The sequence below is a fragment of the Nocardia arthritidis genome (assembly GCF_011801145.1).
Lineage (GTDB): Bacteria > Actinomycetota > Actinomycetes > Mycobacteriales > Mycobacteriaceae > Nocardia > Nocardia arthritidis_A.
Map to the genome: position 1 here is coordinate 4,357,216 of NZ_CP046172.1, position 13,172 is coordinate 4,370,387.

Sequence of the window (13,172 nt, forward strand, 5' to 3'; positions counted from 1 at the left end):
GCCAGATTCGTTGGCACGGGTTGTGCCCGCACACCGTGGTGGGTGTGCGGGTCAGTCCCGGTCTGTTGGTGGTTGTGAGTTGTTGGGCCAGTCGCGGTGGCGGGACTGGTCGTGGTTGTTGCGGTGGTGGATCCGTGATAGGGCTCGTGCCAGCAACTCGCCGGGGTGGTGGCGGTGGTTGACGCGCGGTGTCCTGGTGGGGTCGATGTGTGGTGGCGCGATCCACCCGGTACGGCCTGGATACCGTGAATCCTTGCCCAGGACAACGGTTTTCCAGCCGTTGGGGCCATCGTTGACCAGACTGTGGCAGTGGTCGCACGCCAAGGTCAAATTTTCGATATCCGTTGCGCCGCCGGCGTGCCACTCGCTCACATGGTGCACCGCGCACATACTCGCCGGTGCGTCGCAGCCCGGGCGGGTGCAGCCACGCAGGGCCGCGGTCAACGCCAACCGCTGTGACGCGGAGGCCAGGCGTCGTTTCCGCGCGAAATGCAGTGGCAGACCGTGTTTGTCGAATACCAGCAGGTAGGGGTCGGCGTGTTCGGCCAACCGCAGGGCCTCGCTGATCGGGATGGTGCCGCCGGTCGCGGTTGTCGCCACACCGGTCTTGCGTTCCAGATCCTCGACGCTGACGGTCATGATCATCGACACCGGCAGGCCGCGGTGTTCCCCGAGTTCATCGACCCGGGTTTGCGGGTCCAGCAGCATCGCCAACGCGTCGTGCTGACGTTGCGCCACCGTGCGGGTATCGCGTGTCGCGGCCGCCACCATCGCCTCGCGATCGGCGACATCACAGGCCCCGCGCGGTGAGTCGGGGTCGTCGGGGTTGTTCATGCCCGGGCGCGCGTATTTGGCCATGAACGTATCCCACAAACCCCGCAACGTCGGCGACAGCTCACCCCGGATCACCGACATCCCGTCCGGGCGTTGCCGCCCCACCGTGACACCCCGCATCCGGGCCCGATCCTTGTCATCGGTGACACGACCATCCGGATCCAGATACGCCAGGACCTTGTCCCCGACCGCGGGAATGTCATCAGCGCACAGGGTGCGGGCCAGCCCGGCCAACAAGGTTTCGGTGGCCTCGAATTCGGGATTGTCCACCGACCCCGGCACATGCGCGAGCACCGCCGAAATCCGTTGCGCGTGCGCCATACTGATCGCGCCCTCGGCCAACGCGGCCGCGGTCGCGGGCAGCAACGGCGGATGCACCTCCCCGGCCATATCGACACGTGGACCCAACTCCTTGGCCGCTTTGGCCCGCGCCGACGCCTCAGCATGCGGAATCCGCAGCGTCTCAACCAGAAACCCCGACACACCCCGCGCACCCACCTTCGCCGGGATCGACCGCTGAGCCAACTCCACCGCCAGCCGATGTTCTACCGCGGCCAGCCGACGCTTCTCGCACTCGACTCGCCGCACCAATTCGACCAGTTCCTCATCGGATACCCCCACCAACGAAAGATCCGACACCCAGTCCACACCAACGGCCAACGGGTCGCTAACCCGTTGCCCACCAGCGGGATCGGCCGAAGTCATATCAAGACTCTATCGAACCTGCATTCGAAAGTCACGAGAAAACAGCCACTCGAACCAAGAGTTATGTCTTTCGCAAATGAGTCCAAAATGATTGTGTCACACTAAGTTCGGAATATCCCAACAGGAACGTTCCACATGATAAGACTCTCTCGAAACCGGCGAAACCATGAATTAGCTTGCATCCCATCGGCAACCGCGATTTCGGCACGTCAAGCCACGAGATCTGGGCGCAAACCGGTCGGACACCGTTTGCGGGCGAAGGGTTTCGCCTCATTGACGTGCCTGGGACCACGTTCTACTAGCACCCGCTCACGTGGGGCTACCTGCCCGGCGAGCTGATCCACAGGGTTGCGGGCAAGAGCGTGGGGGACTTCCTCGCCGCCGAGATCGCCGAACCGCTCGGGCTGAGCCTGTGGATCGATCTGCCCGAGAGCGAGGAGTACCGCGTAGCACCCCAATTCACCCGCAAACCCCTGTCGACCGTTGACGTCGTGCAAGCGCGCCCGGCCGGGCTCGCGATCGATATCGGTTCTCGCCTGATACGAGCGATCCTGGCCGGTCTTGCCATTGCGGAGATCATCCATCCCGCAACGCTGTTCGACAGCGGAGCCCTCGGGTAAGCCGGTACCGGAGTCGAATCGGCCTCGCGCACCCCGAGTCGGGCCTCGCGGTCGGCTACACATGCACCAACATGGTCGGAGACGAGGCGGGCGGGCTCGACCCCCGCTGGCCGCAGTGGGCCGAACCGCTCCGTGCCATCGGGCTCAACGAGCAACGGTGAATTCGGTTCGGTTCTTTTCGAAATAGTCGCGTAGCGAGGTTGCCGGGTGGCCGGTGATGGTTCTGATCGTGCCGAGGATGTCGTCCGGCTCGGTCAGCGAACCATTGCGTGTGCGCTCGAATACATTTCGGACGCAAGCCATGTACACCGGGTCCGCGCCCGCTCGGACCATGTTGTCGTAGAACGTTTGTGGTTCCGCGGGTCGGTATCGCCATTGTTGCCGGGTGACCGCCGTCAGTTGCTCGACGATCTCGCTCATCGACGCGGACTCCGCGGCCAGGTCGTAGGCGTGCCCGGCATACGCCGCCGGATCGCGCAGCACGATCGCGGCTACCTCCGCGATGTCGTCGGTGTCGATCCAATTCGTCCGTGCGGCACCGATGAAATGTGTGAGCACGCCGGGCTCGCCGATGCCGCGTGCGAGGTTCTGCATGAAGGCGGCCGGACGAAGGTGGGTGTAACCCAGTCCGGAACGCTCGATATACGCCTCGATGAGTTGATGCCAGGCAAAGTGCGCAATTGTCGTGTCCCTGGCCGCCGAGACACCGATATGGACCAGGTGGGTGACGCCTTCGGCTTTCGCGGCGTCGACCGCCGCCTTCGATTCCGCCAGCATCTGCACGGTGTAGCCGGTGAGCAGAAAGACCCGATCGATGGAGGTGAAGGCTGATCGGATTGCCGTCAGCCCTTCGCTTTCCGCGTCATCGAGATCGAGCCGGCGTATTTCGATCCCATGGTTGTGCCACCGCTCGGCGGCCGCTTCGGGATGCCGGGTCGCGACCACCAACCGCAGGTGCCGGTCTCGATGGTCCGGTATGAGCCGATCGACGAGAGCGGAACCGATGATGCCCGTGGCGCCGATGATCAGGACGGTGGGTTGCGACATGTGTTTCCTCGCTTGTGAATTGGCTGCCGCAGGACCGTAAGGCCTCACGTGGGCGAGAGGGTCAAGGGGTTACGTTGGATGTGTGCGGATCGGTGAGTTGGCGCATCGTACGGGTGTGAGCGTGCGGGCACTGCGCTATTACGAAGAACGGGGCCTATTGGTGCCGAGCCGAGTCTCGAACGGTTATCGCGACTACACCGAGGCGGCGGTGGAAGTCGTTGCCTGCATACAGCTTCTATATGCCGCGGGCCTGTCGAGTGCCAAGGTCGCCGAGGTGCTGCCCGCCGCTTGTCGCGACGCTGTCGGAGTAGTCGTATCCGGAGAATTGACCGGTGAACTCGAGGCGGTTCGGTCGCGGCTCATCGCCGAGATCGAACAACGGCAGGCCTCGTTGCACATGCTCGAGGAGGTCATGGCCGCGGCATGCTGGGACGCGCCTCGGCCGGATAAGTGATCGCCGGGGGTATATCACCCTTGTCAGGCGACGTCGGCGAAGAAGTTCAGAAGCTCGGTGGTCACCGCCGCGGGGTTCTCCTCGGCGATGAAATGTCCGCCCGGTATTGGTTTTCCGCGAACCGCCACAGCCCAGTCTCGCCAGATTCGTAGCGGGTCATACCATTCCGCGACCGCGCTGTCGGTGGCCCACAGTGCCAGGACCGGGCAGCGAATGAGGCGGCTGCCCTTGTCTTTTCGGTCGTGGTGATAGTCGAGTGTCGCCGCGGCGCGGTACTCCTCGCAGATGGCGTGAATGGTTTCCGGCGGCGAGAACTTGTCGATGTATTCGGACCGGATCTCGTCGGTGAAGCAGGATGGGTCCGTGGACCATGTATCGAGCATGTGGTTGACCAGCGTTGCCGGGTCGTTGGCGATAAGTGTCTCCGGCACGGGGTACGGGGCCGCGAGGAACGACCACACCCAATACCCGAGGCTGAACTTCATATCGGCATTGTCGAAGGCATCGCAGGTCGGGACGATGTCCAGGACGGCGAGCCCGGTGACATTATCGGGGTGGTCGAGCGCCATGCGGTACGCGCAGCGGCCGCCGCGGTCGTGCCCGGCGACGCCGAATGCGTTGTGGCCGAGCCGTTTCATCACCTCGACCTGGTCGGCGGCCAGCGCCCGCATCGCGTACGGCGCATGATCGGCAGTGCTGGCGGGCTTACCGCTGGCCCCGAAGCCGCGGAGGTCGGTGACGACCACGGTGTGTTCTTCGGCGAGCGCGGGCGCGACCCGATGCCACATCACATGCGTTTCGGGTATGCCGTGCAACAGCAACAGCAGCAGCGGCGCACCCGCGCCGCCGATTCGCCCGTGGACGGTCGTCCCGGCCACGGCGATATCGAATTCCTCGAATCCATCGAACATGGTGGATTATTGCCCGGATTCGGCGGGGGTTCAGACGGTTGCGGGGACTGGTCCGGTGGGGGATTTGCGGATGTAGCGGGCCAGGAGGTAGGCGGCGATGACGGCCGGGATATTCATGGTGAGGCCGTACAGGGCGGGGGCGACGGCCATTTTGTCGTTGTGCAGGACCGATACCGCGACGGTTATGGCCAGGGCGCCGTTGTGGATTCCGATTTCCATGGCCGAGGCGATGGCCTGGTCGGCGTCGACGCGGGCGAGGCGGGGCACGAAGTAGCCGATGAGGAAGCTGATGGTGGACAGCACCAGGCAGAGCGTGACGAGCTTGCCGAAGTTGTCGGCGAAGGTCTTCGGCTGCTGCGCGAACGCGCCGACCACCACGAGTGCCAGCACCACGCCGGACCCGATCTTCACCGGGCGGCGCATCCGTTCGGCCCATGCGGTGAACCGGCGGTGCACCAGCATGCCGATCGCCACCGGCACCAGCACGATCGCGAACACCTGGATGAATTTGTCCGGTCGCACACCGAGTTTCGAGCCGTCGTCGAGGAAGCGGTCGAAGGCGAAGGCGGCGATCAACGGCATGGTGAACACCGCGATAACCGAATTGATCGCGGTGAGCGTGATATTCAGCGCGACATCGCCGCCCGCGATATGGCTGAACAGGTTGGCCGACGGCCCGCCGGGCGCCGCGACGAGCAGCATCATGCCCGCGGCCAGCGCGCCCGTCAGCCCGAAGAGGTGGATCAGGCCGAAGCAGATGACCGGCAGCACCAGGATCTGACAGGCCAGCGCGACCGCCGCCGCCTTCGGATAGCGCAGCACCCTGGCGAAATCGGCTGTGGTCAGCGTCAATCCGAGTCCGAACAGCACCAGCGCCAGTGCCAACGGTAGGAATACCGCGAACAATGTCGAACCCACTCTTATCTCCTCAACTCCGCGAATAGGTCGTCCGGACAACGGATCTCGACGTTATCGGGTGTCGGGCGGTGGGGCCAGCGAACTTTGGGTTCGCTTAAGAAAACCGCGAGCGGATCAGCCGAAGACGTTGCAGCCGTACCCGAGATGCACGCCCGTCGCGACCCTGATGTCGATCGCGATGCCCTGCTTCGCGTCCGGCGCCTGGAACGCCGCGATGGTGTGCGTCCCGACGCTGCCCGGAACCCATTGCAGCAGTGCGACTCCGCCGGAGGGCCGGATGGTGCCGATGGGAACCCCGTTGTCGTAGAAGGCGACCGGAACGGCGGCGTCGTCGACGATGGCCTCGATCATGTACGTGCAGCCGGTGCCGTAATTGGTGCCGAGCCCGAAGTTGATCCCCGGCAGCACCGCGATCCGGTTCGCGGTGGCTCCGGCGGTCGGGGCGGCGAATGCGATCGCGATGGCGGCGAGCCCGCCCGTGACGGCGGCAGCCTTGGCGCCGCGGGTTGGCAGGTACCTCATATGCGTTCCTCCGGCAGGTCGGCTGCGGGCGATCCGTATCGATCCTTAACCGAAATACCGGCAATCGGGAACCCGAATCGCCGGATTGGTCGCATCGTCTTCTTCAGACTTCCTTAATGCCGCCGGGGTCATTGTGGAACCGTGTCATCCCGCCTCGCCGCAATCCTGCTCGCCGCAGGTGTCGCCGGCACGCTCATCGGGTGCGGTTCCGATCCGTCGAGCCAAGTCCCGGCCACCCATCGGGCCGTCACCAAAACCGTTGAGCTGAAACCGGATACGACCCAACCGGCCGATCCGCAGCGGTTCCGCGACGCCACCGGCTGGTATTTCACCACGCCGAGCGGCAGATATGCCTGTGGCATCGTCGAAAAGGGCGCGGGCTGTCAGGGCCCCACCAAACCGCTGCCCGCGGATATGGCGGACTGCCGGGCCGAACCGGGCGAACCGGCCATCGAGGTCACCGACACCGCCCACTTCCGCTGCCTGACCGAGAGCACCTACACCGGCCCGAACCGGCACATCCTCGCCTACGGCGCGACGCTCACGGTGAACGGCTACACCTGCACGTCCGCGAGGAACGGCGTCACCTGCCGCAACGACCGCACCGGGCACGGCTTCCGGATCGCCCGCAGCACCAACGAGCTGTTCTGAGCCACGGTCACAAACGGTTCCCGCGCCGCGAAACCCACAAAGATCGGCTCAACCGTACAACCGCCGATGCAGCGCCAACTGCAGCTCGAGCAGCAACCGGTCGCCCGGGTCGCCGAGGTCGATGCCCAGGATGTTCTCCACCCGCCGCACCCGGTAGCGCAGGGTATTCGGGTGCACGCACAGCGCGTTCGCCGCGTTGCGCACGTCGCCGTGCGCGCGCAGGTAGATCTCGACGCTCTCCCGCAGATTCGCCGAATGTTTGCGGTCGTACTCGAACAGCGCCTGCAACCGCGGGTCGTGCAGGTCGGGCCGTCCGGCGACCAGATCGAGGATCTCGCCGAGCAGCACCGAGGTGCGCGATTCGGCGAGCGTGGTGACCTTGCGATCCGGATTGCTGTCGAGCACCCGGTCCACCTCGCCGCGTGCGGCGGCGACCTTGGTGAGATCGGCGACCGGGCAGGCGATCGCCGCGCACAGGTTCACCGACCGCTTCGCCTCCAGTTGTTCGACGAGCTGGCGCGCCCACTGGGTGACGGCCCGGCTCGATTGATACTGCGGGAACAGCACATACGCGCGATCGCCGAGCAGGGTTGTCACCGCGTCGGGCCGAAATGAGCTGGCGCGCAGGCGAAGTAGATTGCCGAATGAGGAGTGGTCGCCGACACCGGTGAGCGCGAAGCCGATCACCGCGGCGGGGCCGGTCATCGGGATGTTCAAAGTGCTTGCCGCACCGGCGATATCGATGCCGCCCTGGCGGGCGCCGAACAGCCGCTGCACCAGCATCGCCTCGGCCGACGGCGCGGCGAGGCTGCGCGAGATGATGCGCGCGGCGATGGCCGCCGCGCCGCGCAGGATCTCCGCGGCGTCCGGTTTGAACGGCCGGTCGCCCTGCTGCAACCAGATCGAGCCCAGCAGCCGCGGCGCGACCCCGGATTCGTCGGCGGGACGGTGGATGCCGACCGCGAGCCTGCGCTTGATGCGCAGCTCCTCGTGCGCGGGCACGTCGATCACCTCGTCGCTGCGCCGCAATCGATCGAAAACTCCCCACTTGCGCAGGACCTGCAGATATTCGCGTGGGCCCTCGCGGCCCAGGATAGAGAGCACCCGCATCTGGTCGGCCGCTTGATCGGACGCGGAGTACGCGAGTACATGCGACTGCGGATCCTCGATCGACACCATGCCGCCCGCGCTCTGGGCGACCATCTGCGCCAGGCCGAACAGATCGGTGTCCGTCCCCAGCAGATCCTCCTCAGTCGCCACCTTCATCAAGCCTCCTGCGTTGTCGTGCGGGGATCGCCCGCACAGAGTCACACACTTGTGTGTTTTGGCCAATTCGCCAAGACGCACATCCCATCTTTATCCGTCTGGCTCATCCTCATGGGCGTTTTGCCGTGTTGACTTCGGCTGAGCTGCTACGAATCAGAACAGAGGAGCCCAAATGGACGCCATCGTGGCCACGCCACGACCGAGCAACGAGCCGGTCGGCACCTTCGCGCCCGGCACCGCGGAGCGCGCTCGTCTGCAGGCGAAGCTGGCCGAGCTCGCGGCCGAGCCCACCGAGATCCACCACGTCATCGGCGGTAAGCACCGGCGCACGCCGGGGGAGTCGGTCGCCGTTGTCCAACCGCACAAACACGCCGCGGTACTCGGCACCTTCACCCCCGCCTCCGCCGCCGACGTTCAGGACGCGCTCGCCGCCGCCGCGGCGGCCGCCCCCGGCTGGCGGGCGCTCTCGTTCGAGGACCGGGCCGCCGTCTTCCTGCGCGCCGCCGATCTGCTCTCCGGCCCGTGGCGCGAAACCATCGCCGCCGCAACGATGTTGGGTCAGTCCAAGACCGCGTACCAGGCCGAGATCGATGCCCCGTGCGAGCTGATCGATTTCTGGCGATTCAATGTGCACTTCGCCCGCCAGATCCTGGCCGACCAGCCCATCTCGTCTCCAGGTGTGTGGAACAAGGTCGAATACCGGCCGCTGGAGGGTTTCGTCTACGCGATCACCCCGTTCAACTTCACCGCGATCGCGGGCAACCTGCCGACAGCGCCCGCGCTGATGGGTAATACGGTGCTGTGGAAGCCTTCACCGACCCAGGCCGTCGCCGCCTACTGGACGATGAAGCTGCTGGAGGCCGCGGGCCTGCCGCCCGGCGTGATCAACCTGGTGCACGGCTTCGGGCCCGAGGCGTCCGAGGTGGCGCTGGCCGATCGCAGGCTGGCGGGCATCCATTTCACCGGCTCGACGGCGACCTTCCAGCACCTGTGGCGCACGGTCGGCAACGGTATCGACCGCTACGACACCTATCCGCGGCTGGTCGGCGAGACCGGCGGCAAGGATTTCGTGCTCGCGCACAGCTCCGCCGATCCCGCGGCGCTGACGACCGCGCTGATCCGCGGCGCCTTCGACTACCAGGGCCAGAAGTGTTCGGCCGCCTCGCGCGCGTTCATTCCGAAATCGGTGTGGGCCAAGATGTCCGGCGATTTCATCGACAAGGTCGGCGCGCTGTCCTACGGCGACGTCACCGATTTCGGCAACTTCGGCGGCGCGGTGATCGATAAGCGCGCCTTCGATCGCAATGTCGCGGCCATCGAGCGGGCCAAGGCGACGCCGAGCCTGACCATCGCGGCAGGCGGGCATGCCGACGATTCGGTCGGCTACTTCGTCGACCCGACCGTGCTGATCGGCGACGACCCCACCGACGAGGCGTTCCGCACCGAATACTTCGGGCCGATCCTGGCGGTGCACGTCTACGACGACTCGGTCCCAGGCGCCTTCGACAATGCGCTCACGCTGGTGGACGGCGGTTCCGCCTACGGGCTCACCGGTTCGGTCATCGCCACCGACCGCACCGCCGTCGCCGCGGCGACCGAGCGGCTGCGGTTCACCGCGGGCAATTTCTACATCAACGACAAGCCGACCGGCGCGGTGGTCGGGCAGCAGCCGTTCGGCGGGTCGCGCGCCTCCGGCACCAACGACAAGGCAGGCTCGGCGCAGAACCTGCTGCGCTGGACCTCCGCCCGCACCATCAAGGAGACGTTCGTGCCGCCGACCGATCACCTGTACCCGCATATGAAGGAGGTGTAACCGATGGCCAATCCGCTTCGCCCGGCGCTGCTGGCCGCCGCCCGGTCGCCCCGGATCGCGCGCACGCTCACCGGCATGCGCAGCACCAAACGCGTCGTCGATCGCTTCGTCGCGGGCGAGACCGAGGAGCAGGCGGTGGCCGCCGCCGACGCGCTGCTCATCTCCGGCCGCTACCTCACCGTCGACTATCTCGGCGAGGACATCACCGAGATCGGGCAGGCGCGCGACACGGTCGAGCATTATCTGCGGCTGCTGTCCGCGCTGGCCGAGCTGCCGCCCATGGAGGATGCGGAATCGGTTCGGCCGCTGGAGGTTTCGCTGAAACTCTCGGCGCTCGGTCAGTCGCTGCCGAAGGACGGCCACGCCATCGCGCTGGAGCATGCGCACACCATCTGCACGGCCGCCGCCGTCGCGGGCGCGTGGGTCACCATCGACGCGGAGGATCACACCACCACCGATTCCACGCTGTCGATCGTGCGTGAGCTGCGCGCCGATTTCCCTTGGCTCGGCACGGTATTGCAGGCCTACCTGCACCGCACCGAGGGCGACTGCCGCGATTTCGCCGGGCCCGGCTCGCGGATCCGGCTGTGCAAGGGCGCGTACGCCGAGCCACCATCTGTGGCGCATCAGGGCAAGATCGCGGTGGACCAGTCCTATCTGCGCTGCCTGCGAATCCTGATGGAGGGCAAGGGTTATCCGATGGTGGCCACGCACGATCCGGCGATCATCGAATCGGCGACGCGCATGGTGGTGGCCGCCGGGCGCAAGCGCGACGAATTCGAATTCCAGATGCTGTACGGCATCCGGGACGCCGAGCAGCGCCGCCTCGTCACCGCGGGGAACAATGTGCGCGTCTACGTTCCGTACGGCAACGAATGGTACGGCTACTTCATGCGCCGTCTCGCCGAACGCCCGGCCAACCTGACCTTCTTCCTACGGGCGATGGCCGAGCGAAACCACAACTGACCGAACACCATACGAATGCCGGGATCCACCTGGCGACACCACGGATCCCGGCATTGCCCGCGCGGGCGGGCACCCGGCGGCCACGGACATCATCCGGAGATACAGTGCCGCGTCATATTTCTCGAACAAGGAGATGAAGGTGGGCTCAGCGGTCCAGGAAACCGCGGACGGCACTGCGACAATCGACGGCGTGACGGAAACAACGTGCGCGCCTGCGATTTCGACCAGTGAGCCATCGAATGCCATACGGATAGAACGCGATTCGATCGGCGCGCTCGAGGTCCCCGCCGCCGCGTACTACGGCGTGCACACCGCGCGGGCGCTGCGCAACTTCCGGATCACCGGTGCGACGATCGGCCAGTACCCGGCGCTGATCTCCGCGCTCGCCGCCGTGAAACAGGCCGCCTGCCAAGCGAACCGGGATCTCGGCCTGCTCGACGACCGGCGCGCCGACGCGATCGTCGCCGCATGCGTAGAGCTGCGCGCGGGCCGGTGGCTCGACCAGTTCCCGATCGATCCGATCCAGGGCGGCGCGGGCACCTCGACGAATATGAACGCCAACGAGGTGATCGCGAATCGCGCGCTGGAGATCCTGGGCTATCCGCGCGGCGCGTATTCCGAACTGGATCCGCTGGATCACGTCAACCTCGGCCAGTCCACCAACGACGTCTACCCGACCGCGATCAAACTGTGCCTGGTCGGCCATCTGCGCAACCTCATCGCCGCGCTGGGCCGCCTTGCCGACTCCTTCGAGCGTAAATCGGTCGAATTCGCCGACGTGCTCAAGATGGGTCGCACCCAGTTGCAGGACGCGGTGCCGATGACGCTCGGCCAGGAATTCGGCACCTACGCGCGAATGCTGCGCGAGGACCGCGACCGCCTGGACGAGGGCGCGCGGCTGCTGCTGGAATCGCACCTCGGCGGCACCGCGATCGGCACGGGCATCAACGGGCATCCGGACTATCCCGAACTGGCCTGCGCATATCTGCGCGAGTTCGCCGGTGAGCCGATCGTGCGGGCCGCCGACCCGATCGAGGCCACCCAGGATTGCGGTGCGTTCGTTCAGGTTTCGGGAATCCTGAAGCGGGTCGCGGTGAAACTGTCCAAGACGTGCAACGATCTGCGGCTCATCTCCTCCGGCCCGGCCGTCGGTCTCGGTGAGATCAATCTGCCCGCGGCACAGGCGGGTTCGTCGATCATGCCCGGCAAGGTGAATCCGGTGATCCCGGAACTGGTGAACCAGGTGGCCTTCGAGACGATCGGCAACGATCTCACCGTCACCATGGCAGCCGAGGCGGGACAGTTGCAGCTCAACGCCTTCGAGCCGGTCATCATCTACAGCCTGCTGCGCAGCACGACGCATTTGAGCGCCGCCGCCGACACCCTGGCCACCGAATGCGTCGACGGCATCACCGCGAACCGGGAACATCTGGCCGCGGGCGTGCGCCGCTCGGTGGGCCTGGTGACCGCGCTCTCGCCGTACATCGGCTACGCGGCCAGCGCGTCGATCGCCAAGAAGGCGCTGAAAACCGGTGCCTACGTTGGGGATATCGCCGTGGCCGATGGTCTGCTGACCTCGGATCAGGTCGCGGAAATCCTTGCCCCCCAACGGCTGGCGGGAATCACCGCGCAGCCGGATGCCGCGAGCTGACCCGAAGACCGCCCGGCCCGCTGTCCGCGGGTCGGGCGGCATCGGATTTCACAGCGCCCGTTTGGCCTTGACGATCCGGGTCAGGTTGGCGGTGACCATGCCCGCCGCCCGCTGCACCTGTTCGGCCAGCGCCGGGATGCGCTGCGCCTCGGTGACGGTGGCGGCCAGCGCGGCGACCACCTCACCGGCCGGGCCGCGCACCGGCGCCGCGACACAGGCCAGCCCGAGCCGGTTGGCATCGACGTCGTATGCGATGCCGCGGCCGCGCGCCGCCGCCGTCATCCGCTCCCACTCCCGGTACGAGAAACCCTCCGGTGCGGGCTTCTGCGTATTCGGCGCGGTGAGCACCTGTTCGGCGGCCGTGCCCGGCGGCAGCAGCACGCCGGCGCGCAGCGGGAAGATCTCGTCGATCTCCTGTCCGATCCCGCCGACGAGCATGATCTGGCGCCGATCGGCGATCGCGAGGCTGAAGCCGCCGCGACCGTTCGCCGCGGCGAGCTGGCGCAGCGGCTGCGCGGACGCGGCCCGCAGCAGCCGCGCCGGCTCCCAGGTCTGCCCCAGCCGGAATACCCTGGGCCCCAAGCGATACCGTCCGGCCCTTCGCTGGACCGCACCCTCGGTGACCAGCTGGTTCAACAGCCGGTACGCGGTCGCCTTCGGCAGTCCAGCCGCCGACGCGAGTTGGGTCAGCCCCGCCTCGTCGCCGTGCGACAGCACCTCCAATAGAGCGAATGCTCCCTCCAGCACCCCGCGGCCCCCGAATGCCGGTGCTGGGCGTTCCAATGTTGCCTCGTCCACTCTGTCCTCCCGCCTT

13 protein-coding genes are annotated in these 13,172 nt (G+C 66.6%); 6 read left to right on the forward strand and 7 right to left on the reverse strand.

Going from position 1 to position 13,172, the window contains the following annotated elements:
• Window positions 1-51: 51 nt before the first annotated feature.
• Window positions 52-1,539: an HNH endonuclease signature motif containing protein gene (locus F5544_RS19630; RefSeq protein WP_167474526.1), complete on the reverse strand. Its 1,488-nt coding sequence runs from the start codon at window positions 1,537-1,539 to the stop codon at window positions 52-54.
• A 362-nt stretch (window positions 1,540-1,901) separates the two neighbouring features.
• Between F5544_RS19630 and F5544_RS19635 the strand changes: the two genes are divergently transcribed.
• On the forward strand, window positions 1,902-2,159 hold the full coding sequence (locus F5544_RS19635; protein ID WP_238847342.1) for a hypothetical protein: 258 nt from the start codon (window positions 1,902-1,904) through the stop codon (window positions 2,157-2,159).
• Between the two features lie 144 nt (window positions 2,160-2,303).
• Here the strand turns inward: F5544_RS19635 and F5544_RS19640 are convergent, their stop codons facing one another.
• Window positions 2,304-3,206: an NmrA family NAD(P)-binding protein gene (locus F5544_RS19640; RefSeq protein WP_167474527.1), complete on the reverse strand. Its 903-nt coding sequence runs from the start codon at window positions 3,204-3,206 to the stop codon at window positions 2,304-2,306.
• Window positions 3,207-3,288: 82 nt separating this feature from the next.
• Between F5544_RS19640 and F5544_RS19645 the strand changes: the two genes are divergently transcribed.
• Complete coding sequence (locus F5544_RS19645) at window positions 3,289-3,660, forward strand: MerR family transcriptional regulator (RefSeq protein WP_167474528.1); 372 nt, start codon at window positions 3,289-3,291, stop codon at window positions 3,658-3,660.
• Between the two features lie 23 nt (window positions 3,661-3,683).
• On the opposite strand, the gene F5544_RS19650 is transcribed toward F5544_RS19645, so the two are convergent.
• From F5544_RS19650 to F5544_RS19660, 3 genes are all read right to left on the reverse strand, one after another.
• On the reverse strand, window positions 3,684-4,571 hold the full coding sequence (locus F5544_RS19650) for an alpha/beta fold hydrolase (protein WP_167474529.1): 888 nt from the start codon (window positions 4,569-4,571) through the stop codon (window positions 3,684-3,686).
• A 30-nt stretch (window positions 4,572-4,601) separates the two neighbouring features.
• Complete coding sequence (locus F5544_RS19655; protein WP_167474530.1) at window positions 4,602-5,489, reverse strand: bile acid:sodium symporter family protein; 888 nt, start codon at window positions 5,487-5,489, stop codon at window positions 4,602-4,604.
• Between the two features lie 114 nt (window positions 5,490-5,603).
• Window positions 5,604-6,011 (reverse strand): hypothetical protein, encoded by a 408-nt coding sequence (locus tag F5544_RS19660; RefSeq protein WP_167474531.1) that lies wholly within the window; start codon window positions 6,009-6,011, stop codon window positions 5,604-5,606.
• 141 nt (window positions 6,012-6,152) lie between these two features.
• Between F5544_RS19660 and F5544_RS19665 the strand changes: the two genes are divergently transcribed.
• Complete coding sequence (locus tag F5544_RS19665; protein ID WP_167474532.1) at window positions 6,153-6,662, forward strand: DUF6636 domain-containing protein; 510 nt, start codon at window positions 6,153-6,155, stop codon at window positions 6,660-6,662.
• A gap of 48 nt (window positions 6,663-6,710) precedes the next feature.
• On the opposite strand, the gene F5544_RS19670 is transcribed toward F5544_RS19665, so the two are convergent.
• Entirely contained in the window at window positions 6,711-7,928 is a 1,218-nt protein-coding gene (locus F5544_RS19670; protein ID WP_167474533.1) for a PucR family transcriptional regulator, read from the reverse strand.
• A gap of 172 nt (window positions 7,929-8,100) precedes the next feature.
• Between F5544_RS19670 and pruA the strand changes: the two genes are divergently transcribed.
• From pruA to F5544_RS19685, 3 genes are all read left to right on the forward strand, one after another.
• Window positions 8,101-9,741 (forward strand): L-glutamate gamma-semialdehyde dehydrogenase, encoded by a 1,641-nt coding sequence (gene pruA, locus F5544_RS19675; protein WP_167474534.1) that lies wholly within the window; start codon window positions 8,101-8,103, stop codon window positions 9,739-9,741.
• Between the two features lie 3 nt (window positions 9,742-9,744).
• A complete protein-coding gene (locus F5544_RS19680) occupies window positions 9,745-10,707 on the forward strand; it encodes a proline dehydrogenase family protein (RefSeq protein ID WP_167474535.1) in 963 nt (320 codons plus the stop codon).
• Between the two features lie 244 nt (window positions 10,708-10,951).
• Complete coding sequence (locus F5544_RS19685; RefSeq protein ID WP_167479342.1) at window positions 10,952-12,358, forward strand: aspartate ammonia-lyase; 1,407 nt, start codon at window positions 10,952-10,954, stop codon at window positions 12,356-12,358.
• A gap of 48 nt (window positions 12,359-12,406) precedes the next feature.
• On the opposite strand, the gene F5544_RS19690 is transcribed toward F5544_RS19685, so the two are convergent.
• The gene (locus tag F5544_RS19690; RefSeq protein WP_167474536.1) at window positions 12,407-13,156 is read right to left on the reverse strand and encodes an IclR family transcriptional regulator; all 750 of its coding nucleotides are present in this window, start codon (window positions 13,154-13,156) and stop codon (window positions 12,407-12,409) included.
• Between the last annotated feature and the right edge of the window lie 16 nt (window positions 13,157-13,172).

Bases quoted from the DNA above. Each gene is read 5' to 3' on its own strand.
- F5544_RS19630 (WP_167474526.1), bottom strand. From the start codon at position 1,539: ATGACTTCGGCCGATCCCGCTGGTGGGCAACGGGTTAGCGACCCGTTG.
- F5544_RS19640 (WP_167474527.1), bottom strand. From the start codon at position 3,206: ATGTCGCAACCCACCGTCCTGATCATCGGCGCCACGGGCATCATCGGT.
- F5544_RS19650 (WP_167474529.1), bottom strand. From the start codon at position 4,571: ATGTTCGATGGATTCGAGGAATTCGATATCGCCGTGGCCGGGACGACC.
- F5544_RS19660 (WP_167474531.1), bottom strand. From the start codon at position 6,011: ATGAGGTACCTGCCAACCCGCGGCGCCAAGGCTGCCGCCGTCACGGGC.
- F5544_RS19670 (WP_167474533.1), bottom strand. From the start codon at position 7,928: ATGAAGGTGGCGACTGAGGAGGATCTGCTGGGGACGGACACCGATCTG.
- pruA (WP_167474534.1), top strand. From the start codon at position 8,101: ATGGACGCCATCGTGGCCACGCCACGACCGAGCAACGAGCCGGTCGGC.
- F5544_RS19680 (WP_167474535.1), top strand. From the start codon at position 9,745: ATGGCCAATCCGCTTCGCCCGGCGCTGCTGGCCGCCGCCCGGTCGCCC.